The following is a 17861-nucleotide window of genomic DNA, read 5'->3' on the forward strand; positions in this document are numbered from 1 at the left end:
ACGTTTCCTTGTATCGAATTCAAACAGGGAAACGGCTGCGGTTAATGCTTCGCTTACTGTAATCGATCCCGGAAAATTCGGCGAAATCCTGCAGACTCCTTTCGCTTCCCAAACCGAAAGCACCCAACGGCTTACCGTAATACAGCAGATCGGCCATTCTTTGCCGCGCCAAATCCTTTAACTCATACCAGCGGTAATCTCTCTGTGAATCCCATTTCTCGTGCCAATGATGCGAATCGTAAGCATTGTCCGGCATCTTATAAAGGTGATACAGAGGAATATGCGGCGGGTGAAAAATATCCCAGCCACGGGTAAAGGCACGAATTGCTAGGTTTTGCTCTTCGCCATGGAAGTATAAACGCGGGTCGTAGGGCACTTCGTCCACAAAACGTCCCCAGGTGAAGATAAAACCGCCTGCCAGATGAAATCCGCGAACCATTTCGCGCGTCATCAGATGTTCCGCGCGAAAATGCAGAACCGGATCGTCGTCTTTTAGTACTTCCTCCGCCTTTGGTCTTAGCACCAGCACCGTTTCTTCGGAAGGTTTGGACTTGATTACCGGTTGAGTGCCTTCGAACTCGAAGGCATAAGGATAGGTTGACAGAATCGGCTTGGACGACAGGCGATCAAGCGCATGAAACTGCTCGATTAAAACCGAATCCCAGCCCTGTTCGAAATAGGTATGTGAATCGATCTGCAGTAAATAGGTTTCATTCTGGTAAAGCGAAAAAACCAGTGACCGAGCCCAGGAAACACCTCGACTTTGCACCGGATCGATATGCACATAGCGGATCTGTTTCTGGAACTTGAAACGGCGGATAATATCACTGCGGCTTTGCGGGTGTTGATCAACCACGCCGAATACCAAGCGTTCCGGTTGATCCGCCTTGGCATAGGCCTGAGCCAGAGTAAACAGCAAAACCGGGTCGACATAAGATGCCAGAGACACAAAAATCTTATCCATTCCCGTGACCCTGTTTACGCTCTAACCAATCCGGCCTCGACAGTTTGCCGTACATCCGCCCCCTGCAGTTTCTGCAGAAGATGCAAAGCAAAATCCATTGCTGTCCCCGGGCCTCTGGAGGTAATAACCTGACCGTCTTCCACGACGGCCTCGTTCGAAAACTGCATGTCATGCGCAGGCTGTTTTTCAATTACCCCCGGATAGCTGGTGGCCTGCTTGCCATCCAGCAAGCCAGCAGAAACCAGAACCTTCGGCGCCGCACAGATTGCGGCCGCCAAACCGCCCATTGCGACCGTACTTTTGAGTTTTGCAATAATCCGAGAATCCGCCTGCAGATAATCCGCACCTGGCAAACCACCGGGTAGAACGATCAAATCATAATGATCATCGATCACTTCATCCAGCGTGCTCTGGGCAACTAATTGCACACCGCGACTTGCGGTGATGGTGGTATTGTCGTCCAGACTAGCGGTCACGACCTCTACGCCGCCGCGCACTAGAATATCGATAATGGTAACCGCTTCGAGCTCTTCACACCCTTGTGCCAAAGGAACCAGTACTTTGCTCATTTTTCACACCCCTATGCCGTTTTTTCATCCTGACAAATAAAAAAGCCACCGTCACATTCGTTCGGGTGGCTTTATTTCGCTCATACGCGCTGCTTATTTAAGCTGCTGGGCCAGAATCATGGTTCTGACAATACGCATGGCCTCGCTCAATTCAAAGTCTTTATCCAGCAGCGCTTCCGTTTCCTTGGAAACTCTTTCCTGCTCGGTCAGTTCTTCTTCCTCTTTATCGCCATTGCCGTTAGACAGGTGCCCGGAAAGATCCTTCTCTTTGATATTACCGATCTTGGACTTTTCGACCTTCTCGACTTTCAGCAGATCAATCTTCACATCCGGCTGAATCCCTTCGGCCTGAATCGAACGTCCCGACGGCGTAAAATAACGGGCCGTGGTAATTTTCATCGCCGCACCGTTATTCAGCTGCATCAGCGTCTGCACCGACCCTTTACCAAAGGTATCGCGACCGGCAATAATCGCGCGTTTCTGGTCCTGAAGCGCTCCGGAAACGATTTCGGAAGCCGAAGCCGAACCTTCATTCACCAGCACGACAATCGGCTTACCTTTCATAAGATCTCCACCCTCGGCTTCGAAACGCATCTGCGAATTGCGAATACGTCCTTCGGTGTACACAATCAGTCCGTCGTCAAGGAAAGCGTCGGAAACTTCAACCGCAGCGGTCAGAACACCGCCCGGGTTGTTACGCAGATCCAACACCAGACCCGATAAAGGCTTGCCGTTCTCTTTTTCCAAAGTTGAAATCGCTTTACTCAGATCCTGACCGGTACGCACCTGGAACTGGCTGATACGGACATAACCGATATCGTCTTTAAGCATACGCTGCTTAACGCTTTTCACCTTGATGATAGCGCGCGTCAATTCGACCGTAAAAGGCGCATCAACACCATCTCGCACGACGGTCAATTCGATTTTGGTTCCGGGCTTACCGCGCATAATCTTGACCGCTTCGCTCAAGGTTTTGCCTTTAACCGGTTCTGAACCGAGCTTGATAATCAAGTCGCCGGCTTTCATACCCGCTTTCTCGGCAGGAGTATCGTCGATCGGAGAGATGACCTTCACAAAGCCATCTTCCATCCCGACTTCCATCCCTAAGCCGCCAAACTCGCCTCGCGTATGCTCTTCCATCTCCTTGGCATCGACCGGAGGCAGATAAGCCGAATGCGGATCCAGACTGGAAAGCATGCCGCTGATTGCGCCTTCAAGCAATTTTTTATCGTCAACCTGATCAACATAATCCGTGGAGATTCTTTCATAGACTTCAACAAAAGCGCGCAGCTCCTGCAAAGGAATGGAATTGGTCTGTTGAACAGTCGTTTCGTCGCGATCCGCCCACACAGTGGTTCCGACAGCAATCATAGCCCCAAAGATTACGCCGGTTCCGACCCACATGACTTGTTTTATTTTCGATATAGCCACAAGGCTCTCCAATTAGATAAATCTTCACAATAATCTAGCATTTATAATGTTTTAAACCACAGGATTCAAGTTTGTTCGCCATTTTTCCACAAAAAAATATTAGCAACTCATAAAATATCCTTGAGGTGACTTATTCAGGTAAGTTCTATAGAATTTACATAAATTTTCAGTAATATCGTTATATAGTGAATTGATCAGAATGAGTGAAGAAAACGTCCCATTTGAAATGAAAGAAGACAATATCAATAAAGCCTCTAAAGCATTAAAAGCGATGGGGCATCCTCTTAGGCTGAAAATTCTTTGTGTTATCGGACAAAACGAATTGCCTGTAATGGAAATTGTCAAGCAAGTGGGTACAACTCAAAGTAACATTTCCCAACACATCGATATTCTGCGTGAAAAAGAGATTATCACCTCCCGCCGGGAAGGCAGCAAAATCCTTTGCCGAGTCCGCGATCATAACATTCTCACTCTAATGAGTGCGATGCAGCAGACTTTCTGCCCGACCGAAAGCTAATATAATTCTGCTCTCGGTTCAAAGCGAAAGGCAACGTCAGCCTAACGCTTAAACGCCCATTTTCTACAAATGTTTATCATACCGTGGAAGCATTAAGCACCGTTCAGATTCATACGCAGATCAAACTGCGCTCTTGCCGCCTGAAGCTGGTCGGATCTCTGCGCTAAATTAGCGGCCTCAACCGGAGTTGACCGATTCTCCATCTGCGCCGTTTCAGCCTTAGGAAGAATAGTAGTCGCCGTTTCCATACGAGAATCACTGTCAGAATCCTGCATGGAATCGGCTTCCCTTATCTCAGAAGATTCAGCTGTATCGCCATAACTCTCTGTCGTTTGCCGAGCCATTTCCGCGCGTGCCTGCATCATCATCTGTGAAGCTGCAGATGCAACCCGCATATCTTGCGCAGAAGGTTCGGCTGGCGCCAAGGCAGCATTTTGTATCACTATCGCTTTTTGCAGAGTCGCTTCCGGATTATTGGCCACGGCCGAAGTATCTATGCCAACTTCTCCACCAATAGCATAGCGTTTACCATCCGGACCTGTCTGATAGGTAAAACTCATTCCCCGTGCATAGGCTCCGGCAACACTTAAGTGTGCCATTTCATGCGCCCGCACTTCCCTATCACGAGATTTCAGCTGACTGATCACCTGTTCGACTTGCTGCTGACTGAGTCGCTGCTCTTGGGTCTCTTGAGGTGCCTGATTGCCGGAAACAGTCTGCTGCGGCTGATCGGAAACGGTTTCCCGATCCGGCACTCGCTGCGAAGGCTGAGATTTTAGGTTCTGTTCTGCGGCAGAATTCGTTTTCGAAGACAGCAAGTCCGCAGCACTTTCCTGAGGCAGCACTTTACCCTGTCCGGTAAAAGCCGAACTTAAAGGTATCAAAGTTGCAGGTTGTGATGAGACAGTGCTGAATGAAATCGCCATCGTTTTACAAAACCGTTAAAAATCACAGTCGATAAATTGATTATAATAAAAACGGTTGGACTTGATAAATAAAAGTCACTTACGAATCATAGACTTAGTTTTTCGGAGGTCTATTATGGCGATTTCTACAGACGGATCAGTGAATGCGTTGCAGATGCAACCGGCTTATGGTCAGCAGCAGGCGCAAGTCGGCATGCTGAAAAAATCCATTGACCTGCAAAGCCAGGCAGCAATGATGCTAATCAACAGCATTCCGCAAGTTTCACAAGTTTCCAGCAATCCGACACCGCAGGGAAATCTGGGACAGAATATCGACGTCAAAGCTTGAGTGGCTCGAGCAAGAAAACGACAAAACCGATCAGTCTTACATAAAACTGACCGGTTTTTCTCGCAACGCCTGCCTTACTCGACCGTTACCGATTTAGCCAGATTACGCGGCTGATCGACGTCGGTACCCTTTATCAGGGCAACATGATAGCTCAATAATTGCAGCGGGATATTGAAGGTGATCGGCGCGGTAATCCGTCCGACATTAGTGGTCGCCTTAACGACATGAAAATTATCATTATCACTGCTGACACAAGAACCTTCGTCTTCAAAAACAATCATCTGACCGCCACGCGCCTTAACTTCCTGAAGATTGGATTTCAATTTCTCCAGTAACTCGTCCTTCGGAGCGATGGCAACCACAGGAATCTGCTCGTCGATCAACGCCAGAGGACCGTGTTTCAACTCGCCCGCCGGATAGGCTTCAGCATGAATATAGCTAATCTCTTTAAGCTTGAGCGCCCCTTCCATGGCAATCGGGAACATGGTTCCTCGCCCGAGGAAAAGAGCGCTGGTTTTATCCGCAAAGGAGAGCGCGATCTCTTTGATCGTCTCTTCATGCTTAAGCGCATTCTGAATCAGCGTCGGAAGCTTTTGCAGCCCATGAACAATGGTTTTTTCGCGTTGTTCCGTCAAACGCTTCTGTACCTGACCGATAGCGGTCATTAACAGGGCAAGCGCAACCAATTGAGTGGTAAACGCCTTGGTCGATGCCACACCGATTTCCGGACCGGCGTGCGTCAGGAATACCAGATTCGACTCACGCGTCAAACTTGATTCCGGCGCATTACAGATTGTCAGGGAAGCGATTCCCGGAAATTGCTGTTTGGCTTCTCGTAAAGCCGCCAGAGTATCGGCCGTTTCGCCGGACTGACTGATGGTAACCAGCAAGGTTTTATTGCGAATCACCGGGTGGCGATAGCGGAATTCGCTGGCAACCTCGACCGAGCAAGGCAATCCGATGATGTCCTCAAACCAGTATCTCGCCACCATTCCGGCATGGTAGCTGGTACCGCAGGCAATGATTTGAATATTCTCAATCTCGGAAAAAATGCTTTCCGCGCGATGACCGAATGCGGAAACCAGAACCGAAGAATCCGTTATACGCCCCTGCAAAGTATCGACAACCGCCTGCGGCTGCTCGAAAATCTCTTTGTGCATATAGTGTCGGTGCTCGCCAAGCTCGACAGAGTGGCTGCTTAAAGTGGAGGTTACAATCGAACGCTCAACCGGCTCGCCGTCTTTATCGAAAATCTGCAACTGATCGCGGCGGATGCTGGCGACATCTCCTTCATCCAGGAAAATAAATTGCTGCGTCACCGGCAGGAGTGCAGAGACATCCGAGGCGATAAAGAATTCACCGATACCGACGCCGATCACCAAAGGGCTGCCGTAACGGGTCGCCACTAACAGATCCGGCTCATCCAGCGCAATCACACCCAAAGCATAAGCACCTTCCAGATGTTCCACAGTGGCTTGCACGGCCTTCAGCAAGTCGCCGTCAGCTTTATCTAATTCGGAGTCCAGACAGTGGGCAACTACTTCAGTATCGGTTTCAGAGGTAAAGCGATAGCCCTGCTCAATCTGTTTTTCTTTCAGCTCGGCAAAATTTTCAATAATGCCGTTATGCACTACGGCAACGCGATTGTTACAGATATGCGGGTGTGCATTCTGCTCGGCCGGAATTCCATGGGTTGCCCAACGGGTATGCGCAATGCCAATTTGTCCTTGAAACGGGTGTTCCGAGCGTTCGATCTTATCATTTAACTGTCGAATCTTACCAATTGAGCGCACTCGCTCGATTTCTCCCTCTGAACTGATCAAGGCAATACCGGACGAGTCATAGCCACGATATTCAAGACGACGTAAACCCTCAAGTAGAATTGGAGTCAGATTCCTTTCCGTGACTCCCCCAACAATTCCGCACATAGTTATTTTTCTCGTATCAAAATTTACCGCTTATAGTAGCATTTTGCGGCCTAAAGCCCCAACCAAAACCTAGTTATAAGGTCAAAGATAATTACTGTTCAACCGACCACTTAAAAAAGAGAGACGAATAAACTAAAAAAGCAAAGCCGATTCATATCAGCTCTGCTTTTTTAAGGGGAATCTTACAGCAATTCCTAACAGGCAATGTCAACCGACCCGGTATCGATCGGCGTTAACCCCCAAATCTCGTCGTTATACTGCTGCATGGTACGATCGGTCGAAAAGATACCGCTGCGCGCGGTATTAACGATACTTTTACGCACCCAGCTTTCGCGATCCTGATAGGCGTGCGCCGCCTGCTCCTGAACGGAAATATAACTTTGGAAATCCGCCAAGGTCATCCACGGGTCTTGTGAAGATTTCATCGAACGGATAATCGGATCGAAAATCCTCGGCTCAAACTGATTGAAATGTCCGGATTCGAGCAGTCCCATCACCGCCTGCAGATCGTTGCTCTGATCGATAAAGATCTGCGGGTTGTAATAACGGCGCAGTTCTTCCACTTCCGGGGTTTTCAAACCGAAAAGGAAAAAGTTTTCTTCACCAACCGTATCCAGAATCTCGACATTGGCTCCATCCAAAGTACCGATGGTTAAAGCGCCGTTCATCATAAACTTCATATTGCCGGTACCGGAAGCCTCTTTACCCGCTGTCGAAATCTGCTCGGAGAGATCCGTCCCCGGACAGATGACCTCCATCGCCGAGACTCGGTAATTCGGAAAGAAGGCCACCTTAAGTTTATCGCCGACATCCGGGTCCCTATTGACCACATCGGCGACATTATTTATCAGCTTGATAATCAACTTCGCCATGGCATAACCCGGCGCCGCCTTACCGCCGAAAAGCACCGCTCGATTGGTCCAGTTATCGATTTGGCCACGTTTAATGCGTGAGTACAGATGAATGACATGCAACACATTCAGCAATTGGCGCTTATATTCATGAATACGTTTGACCTGAACATCGAACATCGACTCCAGAGGCAGATTTACACCGGTTTCTTCAAAAACCAGATCCGCCAGGCGCTTTTTGTTCTTCTGCTTTACCTCATGCCAGCGTTTACGGAACATTGCATCCTCGGCCAAAGGCTCAATCTGATGCAAATCCTCCAGGTGTGTAATCCAATTTTCGCCGATATGTTCTTTCAACAGAGAGCGCATATCCGGGTTACATCCCGCCAACCAGCGACGCTGGGTTACGCCATTGGTTTTATTATTGAACTTCTCCGGCCAGAGCTGGTAGAAATCATTAAACAGCCCTTCTTTAAGAAGATTGGAATGCAATTCCGCCACGCCGTTGACCGAGTGGCTGCCGACAATCGCCAAATAAGCCATAGAAATATTATCATTCTCGTCGACAATCGACATTCGACGCTGTCGTTCCGTATCCGCCGGCCACTTCATAGCGACTTCGGTCAGAAAACGACGATTGATCTCGTAAATGATATCCAGAGGTCGAGGTAATAACCTCTGGAACAGTTCCCTAGGCCATTTTTCGAGTGCTTCAGGCAACAACGTATGGTTGGTATAAGCCATAGTCTGCGTCGTAATGCTCCACGCTTCGTCCCATCCCATACGTTCCTTGTCGACCAGAAGTCGCATAAGTTCGACTACCGCCAAGCTAGGATGCGTATCATTCAACTGGAAAGCGTTATATTCTGCAAAATCGCTGAAATCGGAACCGTATTTTTCCGTCCATTGCGTCAGTACATCCTGAAGGGAGGCGGACACCAGAAAATACTGCTGTTTAAGGCGCAACTCCTTACCGTTTTCACTCGAGTCGTTCGGGTACAAGACCTTGGTAATATTCTCCGCTTCCGATTTTTTCGCAACCGCTTCGTGATAAGAGCCGGCATTAAATTCGGACAGGTCAAAACCTTCCTTAGCCATCGCCCACCATAGTCGCAAAGTATTGACCGTCTCGTTTTTGAAACCGGGAATAGGGACATCATACGGAATCGCCAATACCACATCGGCATGTTCCCAGTGCGCAATCAGATTGCCGGAAACCGGATCAATATACTCACGCGACTCCCCGCCGAACTTGACCACTTGCGTATATTCCGCCCGCTGAATTTCCCATGGATGCGGGCCAAATCCCAACCAGTGATCCGGCTGTTCGACCTGATAGCCGTTCTGAATTATTTGCCGGAACATCCCGTATTCATAACGAAGACCATATCCCATTACCGGAAGCTTCAGTGTCGCACAACTGTCCATAAAACAGGCGGCCAGACGCCCCAGACCGCCGTTTCCCAAGCCAGCATCGCGTTCGGTATGTTCAATCTCTTCAAAATCCAGACCGAGATCGTAAATCGCTTTTTCGGTCGCGTTCTCGATACCTAAATTCAATAGATTATTCGTCAGTGAACGGCCGATCAAAAACTCCATTGAAAGGTAGTAAGCCTTTTTGAGTTTTCCGTTATGATTGTAGGCAGCCCAGGTTCGCTTCCAATGCGTCATCAAGCGATCACGCGTTGCATAGGAAAGCGCTTTGAAAAGATAGTAATCCTCGGAGGTCAGCTGCCTTCCCAACGTATGACACAAATATTTCAAAAAATCCGCTTCGATCGCGTCTTTGTTCATACCGATATTAGGCAGCATATCGCTGATCACTTCCAGCCTTTTGGCTTCTATTTCCGTAGGCATCAGAGTATCTCCTTATAAAGGGATTCATACTGTTTGGCGCTTTCTTTCCAGTCGAACGTCTGTAGCATCCCCTGCTTTTGAATCTGTTGCCAGCGACGCTTTTTATTGGTAAACAGATAAAGCGCATGCAGAATCGTCGAAAGAAGTGCATGTCGGTTAGGCTCATAAAAGACGAAACCGGTCGCTTCCCCCGATTTCAATGCATCCTCGTTCGCATTCACCACGGTATCGGCAAGCCCTCCGGTATGATGGACAATCGGAGGCGTTCCATAAGCCAGACTGTACATCTGATTCAAACCACAAGGTTCGAAACGCGATGGCATCAGGAACATGTCCGTCCCGGCCTCAACCAGGTGCGCCAATTCTTCCGAATAACCGATATGGCACCAGACTCTTTTCGGGAAATCCCGTGAAATGCGGCATAACTCGGCTTCGAAATGTTTATCACCTGAACCGATAAACGCAAAATTGGCATCGGTTGTAGCCAGAATTTCCGGCAGCACAGACAGCACTAGATCAATACCTTTCTGCGCCACCAGACGACCGACGAAACCGATTAAAGGTCTGTCCAGCCATTCGTCAAAACGGTTTTCATCCGGCAATGATTGATCCGGGTGCAGAGCGCAAAACGTTTTTAGAAGCTCCGCTTTGTTTTTTCTTTTGGCACTGGTGCGCCCTTTCTTCTCGGAATAACGGTAAGGAATCAATGGATCACTGTGCGGGTTCCAGACATGCTCGTCAATCCCGTTAAGAATACCGATCAGTCGGCCTTGCCCGGCTCTTTCCTGAAGAATTCCCTCAAATCCGTACGCGTATTCATAGGTACAGATCTGCCGCGCGTAGGTCGGGCTGACCGTAGTAATCCAATCGGCATAAGCAACACCGGCTTTCAGCATCGAAAAATGCCCCCAAAACTCAACGCCATGCATTGACCACAGATTATTAGGCAACCCCAGTCCATCAAACAATTGTTTCGGAAAATTGCCCGGGTAAGCCATATTGTGGATCGTAAAAATCGTTTTTGGACGATGGATTTCGACACTCAGTAAGCCGGCGGCCAGACCTGTCTGCCAATCGTTCAGGTGCACCACATCCGCCGCCCACTTAAGGTTACAACGATCCATTGCCAGCTCGGTAATCACCTTGGAAAAAACACCGAAGCGCTCACCATTATCCCACCAGTCCGTTCCGTCCTCGGCTAAATAAGGGTTCCCGGCACGCCCGAAAAGCGCGGGAATATCCACCAGCCAGACCGGAACCTCTATCGAATCAAAAGCACCCGCCTTTAATTGCAGAATACGAACATCCAGCTGTTTGCCACACCCACCGATCTTAAAACTGGCAACCTGACGATAGGACTTATCCGGGAGCTTCTCCATCACATCGTGATAGGCGGGAAGCACCATACGAACCTGATGTTTAAGCTTTTTCAAGGCATTCGGCAAACTGCCGCTGACATCTGCCAGACCGCCGGTTTTAATTAAAGGATGCGCTTCCGAAGTGGCAAATAAAATTTTCATAATGGCTGTTCAAATCCGTTTTCTCAATCTTTTCTTTTTAAGACCAATACACCCAAAGGCGGCAGGGTTAAGTCCAGATGGAATGGCTGATTCATCCAATCACCCTCCTGTGCCGGAAGGTGGCCGCCATTGCCGAGATTACCGCCCCCGAAACATTCCGCATCCGAATTGATCAATTCCAGATACTCGCCCGCCTCCGGAACACCGATACGATAGTTTTCTCGTGGAACCGGCGTAAAATTGAAAAGGCAGATCACAGTCTCGTCATCACTGTGACGCATAAAACTCAAAACCGACTGCTGATAGTCATGACAATCAATCCAACTGAAACCATCGCCTTCAAAATCTCTCTGGTGCAAGGCGCTATGATCCTTATACAGGCGGTTCATTTCTCTGCTAAACAACTGAACGCCCCGGTTTAAAGGATGATCACACAAGTACCAATCCAGAGCATGCGACTCGGACCATTCTCCCCATTGTGCAAACTCCGATCCCATAAAGAGCAACTTTTTACCCGGATGCAGCATCTGATAACCTAGAAGCAGGCGTACATTGGCGGCTTTCTGCCAGTCATCTCCCGGCATTTTACCGATCAGCGAGCCTTTCAAATGCACCACTTCATCATGCGACAGCGGGAGAATAAAGTTTTCCGAATAGGCATACATCTGACTGAATGTCAGTTCACTGTGGTGGTACGAGCGGAAAACCGGCTCTTTTTCTATATAGGAAAGCGTATCGTTCATCCATCCCATATTCCATTTCATCGAGAACCCGAGTCCGCCCATCCAGGTCGGACGCGACACCATTGGCCAGGAAGTCGACTCCTCGGCCATAACCAATACGCCCGGAGCCTGAGCATGGACTTCGGCATTCATCGTCTGCAAAAATTCGATGGCGTCTAGATTCTCCCGACCGCCATATTTATTCGGCAACCAGTCACCGTCATTTCGCGAATAGTCCAGATAGAGCATGGACGCCACCGCATCCACCCGCAGACCATCGATATGCAACTCTTTAACCCAATAGAGCGCATTGGCAATCAGGAAATTTCGGACTTCGTTGCGTCCGAAGTTGAAAATATAGGTGCCCCAATCCTGATGCTCGCCCATACGGGGATCTTCATGCTCATACAACGCGGACCCGTCAAAACGCCCCAAGGCAAAACTGTCTTTCGGAAAGTGTGCCGGAACCCAATCGAGGAACACGCCAATCTGATTCTGGTGGCAGTGATCGACAAAATAGCGGAAATCGTCCGGTGTTCCGAAACGGCTTGTCGGAGCGAAATAGCCGGTCGTCTGATAACCCCAGGACTGGTCAAGCGGATGTTCGGAAACAGGCAAGAGTTCAATATGCGTGTAACCCATCCATTGCACGTATTCGACCAGACGATGCGCAATCTCCCGATAATTGAGAAAATTCCCGTCTTCGTCTTTTTGCCAGGAACCCAAATGCACTTCATAAATATTGATCGGCGCCTTATGCCAGTCGAAATGCCCACGTGCTTGCATCCAACTCTGGTCTTGCCAGCGATAATCCGATTCGGCAATTCGGCAGGCAGTCGCAGGGCGAATCTCCATCGATTGGGCATAAGGATCCGTTTTGACCATCACCTGACCGCTATCGCGGTTACGGATCTCAAACTTATACAAATCGCCCAGCTGCAAGCGCGGAATAAAGATTTCCCAGACACCGGAACCGCCCAAGACTCTCATTGAATGGCGCAAGCCATGCCAGCCGTTAAAGTCACCAACGACCGAAACACGTTCGGCCGAAGGGGCCCAAACAGCGAAACGCACACCGGGTATGCCGTCGACTTCCATAACCCGGGCGCCGAGAACTTCATACAGGTGCCAGTGACGACCTTCGGAAAACAGGTGTAGATCAAGCTCTCCAATCTGCGGTAAAAAGGTATAAGGGGATTCCGCCTTATGCCATTCGCCGTTGCCTTCACACCATTGAACCTCGTAATGCTGCGGCAGCTGACGGAACTGCTCCTCGTCCAACAGGGCATAAAACAGGTCGCTGTCCGGATAGCGCAGCAGATCGATAAAATCCTCTTGCCGCAGTTTCACCCTTGCTCTTTCCGCCGTCGGCAACCATTCGCAAATGACCCACTGTTGCGCAGAACCAGCTTGTACGGCATGAATCTTGTGAACCCCCAGAAAATCGTAAGGATCATGATGGCGCCCTTGTTCAAGACGATTAATATGATCTTTTACTTCTGGAATAAGACGGTCCATCGGTTCGGCAGCCTGAAAGCTATTTGGCATAATTTTTCCTTAAATCGAACTTTATTACCGCGAAATGATTAAAGCACTTTCGCGATCTGTTTTTATTATCACGCACTGTCACCGCGAGCGGTCAAGACAACTAAAGCAGCAATTTCCTTAGCCGTTTCTTTCGAAAGCTGAGACCAATCGAACTGCCAGCGCCAATTCCCCTCGGCGACGCCTGGAACATTCATCCGGTGTTGCGAATCCAGCATCAGAAAATCCTGCATCGGCACAATGACTCTTTGAGCGACTGAAGCAAAAGCGGCAACGATTAACGGCCATGGCATAGCGTTTTCAAAGCCAGATTCCTCCAAAAGCGATCCACAATGTTCTTCAAGCTGCTGCCATACCCAAGCCTTACCACCCTCATCGAGTGCTTCAAACCAGCCAATGGTCGTATCGTTGTCGTGTGTCCCGGTATAAGCCACCGAATTGACAACCTGCTCATCCAACGCATGCGGATTATCGGGCAAGCCGTTAAAACCGAACTGCAATACCGACATGCCCGGCAGATCGAATTTCTCCTTGAGTTCAACCACCTCTTCGGTGATAACCCCAAGGTCTTCCGCTATTAACGGTAAATGCGGAAACTCTTGCTGCAGCTTGTCAAGAAGGGCTTCGCCCGGAACCTCTTTCCAGTGTCCATTAATCGCCGTGTCTTCCTTGGCGTCAATCTGCCAGCACGCCTGAAGACCTCTAAAATGATCAATACGCAAAAGATCAAACTGTCGCAGGGCATGCTCGATACGTCTTATCCACCAGGTAAAGCCGTCTTTGCGCATCGCATCCCAGTCATAATGCGGATTCCCCCAACGCTGGCCGGTCTCGGAAAAATAATCCGGTGGCACTCCGGCGACCACCTTCGGCATCAGGGACTCATCCAATAGAAATTCTTCGGTATTCGACCAGACATCCGCGCTGTCCAGAGCAACAAAAATCGGCATATCGCCAAACAGCTGAATGCCTCTCTGGTTGGCATCACGCTTGAGTTTCTGCCATAAATAATCCAGTACGCACTGCTGTTTCTTTAGTTGCTCGATTCGCTCCTGATGCTGGCGGCTAAAACGTTTCAAACTCTCTGGATCGCGTCGCTTGAGTCCGTCTGGCCAGTTCACCCAACTGACGCCCTGCAATTGCTCACGGATCGTTACAAAAAGCGCATAGTCCTGTAACCAGTGTGGTTCATTCTGCAAAAATTGGGCATAACGCTCGGCGTTGAGGTACTGCATCCAATCGTCCGGCAAAAAAGCCGGATTAAACGCAAAGGCCGACAAGGCCGAATAAGGCGAAAGGTCGGCATGCGGATGATTCAATGGCAATGTCTGCCAGATACTGAGACCGGACTCCTGAATCCAATCCAGAAAACGCCATGCTTCGGAGTTCAATTGACCCGGTTTTTCCGCCGCATTCGGCAAGGAGGTAATATGCAATAAAACGCCGGCTTGGCGTAACGGTGAATCGGACGGCTCTGCTCTATCAATCATTTTTTTCACTGCAACCGCCTCCCGATACTAATTTCGACGCATGGTGCCGGAGTTTTCCATCTCTCCGCCCCCGAAAGAGATCGGAGTCTCCAGATTTACCGGCGGAGGCTCATCCAGAATCTGATACAGTTTGCGCAGGTGAGAACGGAACAACAGATCAAAATCACTGACACTGTCAGCCGGGTTATATCCGCCAAACCACCAGAACCAATCCGAACCTTCACAGATTGCCAGCTGCTCGGTCGCCTGCTTCTGTTGCTGGGCCGTCAACTGACCCGACGCGACTTTCTTATCATACGCCTGTTTCGCCTCAATCAAACGATCCCAGCCAACATTCTTATCCGGATCGCCCATCCAGGTCGAAAAAGAACCATAAACCCAGCTTCCTGCCTGAATTTCCGGCAACGGAATCGGGGTAACGCCCGATTGCAAAGCCTCACTGAAAGTCGTCAACTCCACATGAGAGTGATCAGAAAGTACCGAATATAGCTCAATCAGAAAGTGATAGGCGTTATCCGGGTAATATTCCCAGGCATTTTCACCATCGAGAATGACGCTGACGGTATGCGGCTGCCCGTCTTTACAGACAAAATTAGCGATATTGGTCAGATGATTTGCAAAATCGTTCGCCGCATCTTCAGCGCGCCAGTCTTTGTACTGAAAACCGATCAGATCGGAAAGACCGTCGTCACGGAAAAACAGCGAGCACTCTTTCCCTACCGGACGCATCGGACGGTAAAGTGCTTTTTTACTGTTAAGGTCGTGTTCATTAATGTGCGATTTTTCACAGGAATGGCGCCAAACCCCTTCACCCGAAGCACTCCACTTAATTTTATATTCATCCAGCAAAGCGATCGCGTCATTACTGATCGCGCCCTCAGACAGCCAGACTCCGCCCGGTTTACGACCGAAATAATGTTCGAAGACATCAAGTCCTTTCTTCATATGCCAATGCGCTCTTTCCCGACCGCCCGGATATTGCGGATAGGACGGCATAGGAGCATTCGGCATCGCTTCCAGCAGACTGTCGAAGTCCAGTAACAACGGAACAATCGGATGCCCGTATGGCGTCATCGACAGTTCGACCTGCCCTCTGTCCTGCAAAGCCTTGTAACGGGGAATAATCCCGGAAATGGCATCCGCCATAATCTGCATCAAAAGGCGCTGGTCTTCCGCAGAAAAATTACGTTTTTTGAACATCAGCGTCTGAATACGAGAGTCGTCCTGACGCAAACTTACTCCCATCCATGCGAGGTGGTACCAGACAAGCAGATCTGTAAAAAACTGGCTGTTAAGGTAAGTAATCAATGTCTGGTTCGGCTCATCCAGCAATTTGCTTTCATTCAGCAGATCCACCAGTTCACGGAAAGCGGGGAAAACATTAATAATGGTCGGTGCATGCGCTTTCTGACAGGCTTCCGCAATCGCAATACGCTTTTCGACATCTTCAGGAATCGCCTGTGCGCCGGAGACCCAATTCAACAACGGATCGGACATCAGGCTGCCATCATCCAACCACGTCTGAATCTGCGCCTGATAATCGTCGAGCTGCTCAAGCAGCACCGGAGCGAAATTCACCACCGCCTTCGCGGCAGGCTGCTGCTCAAGGTGCCAGACCATATCGGTATAGTCTTTAAGGGCATGCAGATAAACCCAAGGCAGTCGATAGATGCCATCCTCACCATCGCGATAGTGCGGCTGGTGCATATGCCAGCACAAGACAACTTTAAGTTTATTTTCCTGCATAATGCTTACCTTTTCTTAATATCTGAAAGTCCCTTAGCGAACGACATGCAATCGCTGGCCGAACATGTCCGGGGTCACCAGAACAATACCGGACGCTTCTTCAACATAAAAACGTTCAGCATCCGCTACCGGGTCTTCGCCGATAATGGTTCCCGGAGGAATAACGGTTCCTTTGTCGATCACGGCATTCTGAATACGACAGTTACGCCCGACCTCAACACGCGGCAAAATAACCGAATCCTTGATCAGACTGTAGCTGTGAATATGGCATCCGGTCGAGATAATCGAACGTTTAATGCGCGCACCGGAAACAATACAGCCGCCGGAAACGGATGAGTCGATCGCTTCCCCACGACGCCCTTCATCATCGAAAACGAATTTAGCCGGCGGATACTGAGCTTGGTAAGTCCAGATCGGCCAGTCACGGTTGTAGAGATTCAATTCCGGTTCGACCGAACACAAATCCAGATTCGCCTTCCAGAAAGACTCGATGGTTCCGACATCACGCCAATAAAGCGGCTCTTCTTTTTCATCTACAAACGGATAGGCGCGAACATACTGATCGTCGATGACCGACGGAATAATATCCTTACCGAAATCGCGGCTCGAACTTGGATTATCGCGATCTTCAATCAATTTCTGATACAGGAACTCGGTCGAAAAAATATAAATCCCCATCGAAGCCAACGCCATATCCGGTTTGCCCGGCATCGCTTCCGGATCCGACGGTTTTTCGGTGAATTTAGTAATACGCAGCGTCTCATCAACCGACATGACGCCGAACCCTTTAGCCTCTTCGCGCGGCACTTCGATGCACCCAATCGTTACATCCGCACCGGAATTAGCGTGATCGAGAAGCATTTTGCTGTAATCCATCGAATAGATATGATCGCCACCGAGAACCAGAACATACTCCGGATTATGGCGGCGCATAATATCCAAGTTCTGATACAGAGCATCCGCGGTGCCTTTATACCAGTCTTTATCGATACGCTGTTGCGCCGGAAGCAATTCGACAAACTCTCCGACTTCATAGCGCATAAAACTCCAGGCACGCTGAATATGGCGGATCAGCGAGTGCGACTTGTACTGAGTTAAAACCCCGATCTTGCGGATCCCGGAATTCACGCAATTGGAAAGTACAAAATCGATAATCCGGTATTTCCCGCCAAACGGCACAGCCGGCTTAGCTCGCCAGCGGGTCAACTCTTTCAAGCGGCTTCCTTCTCCTCCAGCCAGAACTAGAGCCAGGGTCTTGCGGGTTAAATCCGAGCTGGTTTTGGTCTCAGTGTAATATTTCATTCAATCTCTATCCTCATCTAGCTATCATCGCTTTAAAGAAACGTTCCATTTTGGTGTCGTGCACCAAAATGCATCGCAAAGGAAACCATTTAAAGCAAAAACATGCCTTGAAATGCCTACAGCAAAAAACAATCCTGATTTATTATTTTCTGTTTAACAGACCAG

At 49.3% G+C, this 17861-nt stretch carries 13 protein-coding genes; 2 read left to right on the plus strand and 11 right to left on the minus strand.

The window, feature by feature from the left end; all coding sequences use genetic code 11:
- Positions 1-19 precede the first annotated feature (19 nt).
- The 3 genes from J3999_RS01140 to J3999_RS01150 form a co-directional block, all read right to left on the minus strand.
- Entirely contained in the window at positions 20-964 is a 945-nt protein-coding gene (locus J3999_RS01140; protein WP_208126114.1) for a GlcNAc-transferase family protein, read from the minus strand.
- 14 nt (positions 965-978) lie between these two features.
- The gene (locus tag J3999_RS01145; protein WP_208126115.1) at positions 979-1533 is read right to left on the minus strand and encodes a DJ-1 family glyoxalase III; all 555 of its coding nucleotides are present in this window, start codon (positions 1531-1533) and stop codon (positions 979-981) included.
- Between the two features lie 93 nt (positions 1534-1626).
- Complete coding sequence (locus J3999_RS01150; RefSeq protein WP_208126476.1) at positions 1627-2937, minus strand: S41 family peptidase; 1311 nt, start codon at positions 2935-2937, stop codon at positions 1627-1629.
- Positions 2938-3163: 226 nt separating this feature from the next.
- Here J3999_RS01150 and J3999_RS01155 point away from each other — a divergent pair, with 226 nt between their 5' ends.
- Entirely contained in the window at positions 3164-3481 is a 318-nt protein-coding gene (locus J3999_RS01155; RefSeq protein WP_208126118.1) for a helix-turn-helix transcriptional regulator, read from the plus strand.
- A gap of 92 nt (positions 3482-3573) precedes the next feature.
- Here the strand turns inward: J3999_RS01155 and J3999_RS01160 are convergent, their stop codons facing one another.
- Positions 3574-4407, minus strand: a complete 834-nt coding sequence (locus J3999_RS01160; protein ID WP_208126120.1) for a putative metalloprotease CJM1_0395 family protein — start codon at positions 4405-4407, stop codon at positions 3574-3576.
- A gap of 115 nt (positions 4408-4522) precedes the next feature.
- Between J3999_RS01160 and J3999_RS01165 the strand changes: the two genes are divergently transcribed.
- Positions 4523-4735 carry a putative motility protein gene (locus J3999_RS01165; protein WP_208126122.1) on the plus strand — a complete coding sequence of 71 codons (213 nt, stop codon included), beginning with the start codon at positions 4523-4525 and terminating at the stop codon, positions 4733-4735.
- Between the two features lie 74 nt (positions 4736-4809).
- On the opposite strand, the gene glmS is transcribed toward J3999_RS01165, so the two are convergent.
- The 7 genes from glmS to glgC all read right to left on the minus strand — a co-directional run bounded on the left by glmS (position 4810) and on the right by glgC (position 17696).
- Positions 4810-6663, minus strand: coding sequence for a glutamine--fructose-6-phosphate transaminase (isomerizing) (glmS, locus tag J3999_RS01170; RefSeq protein ID WP_208126124.1), 1854 nt, complete (start codon positions 6661-6663; stop codon positions 4810-4812).
- 194 nt (positions 6664-6857) lie between these two features.
- Entirely contained in the window at positions 6858-9371 is a 2514-nt protein-coding gene (locus J3999_RS01175) for a glycogen/starch/alpha-glucan phosphorylase (protein ID WP_208126126.1), read from the minus strand.
- On the minus strand, positions 9371-10891 hold the full coding sequence (gene glgA / locus J3999_RS01180) for a glycogen synthase GlgA (RefSeq protein WP_208126128.1): 1521 nt from the start codon (positions 10889-10891) through the stop codon (positions 9371-9373). Before glgA ends, J3999_RS01175 begins: the two co-directional genes overlap by 1 nt.
- A gap of 23 nt (positions 10892-10914) precedes the next feature.
- A complete protein-coding gene (glgB, locus tag J3999_RS01185; protein ID WP_208126477.1) occupies positions 10915-13131 on the minus strand; it encodes a 1,4-alpha-glucan branching protein GlgB in 2217 nt (738 codons plus the stop codon).
- 98 nt (positions 13132-13229) lie between these two features.
- On the minus strand, positions 13230-14648 hold the full coding sequence (gene malQ / locus J3999_RS01190) for a 4-alpha-glucanotransferase (protein ID WP_208126478.1): 1419 nt from the start codon (positions 14646-14648) through the stop codon (positions 13230-13232).
- A gap of 27 nt (positions 14649-14675) precedes the next feature.
- On the minus strand, positions 14676-16394 hold the full coding sequence (locus tag J3999_RS01195) for a glycoside hydrolase family 57 protein (protein WP_208126129.1): 1719 nt from the start codon (positions 16392-16394) through the stop codon (positions 14676-14678).
- A gap of 33 nt (positions 16395-16427) precedes the next feature.
- Positions 16428-17696 carry a glucose-1-phosphate adenylyltransferase gene (gene glgC, locus J3999_RS01200; protein ID WP_208126130.1) on the minus strand — a complete coding sequence of 423 codons (1269 nt, stop codon included), beginning with the start codon at positions 17694-17696 and terminating at the stop codon, positions 16428-16430.
- Between the last annotated feature and the right edge of the window lie 165 nt (positions 17697-17861).

The organism is Thiomicrorhabdus sp. 6S3-12 (assembly GCF_017571475.1).
In the GTDB taxonomy this organism is placed as follows: domain Bacteria; phylum Pseudomonadota; class Gammaproteobacteria; order Thiomicrospirales; family Thiomicrospiraceae; genus Thiomicrorhabdus.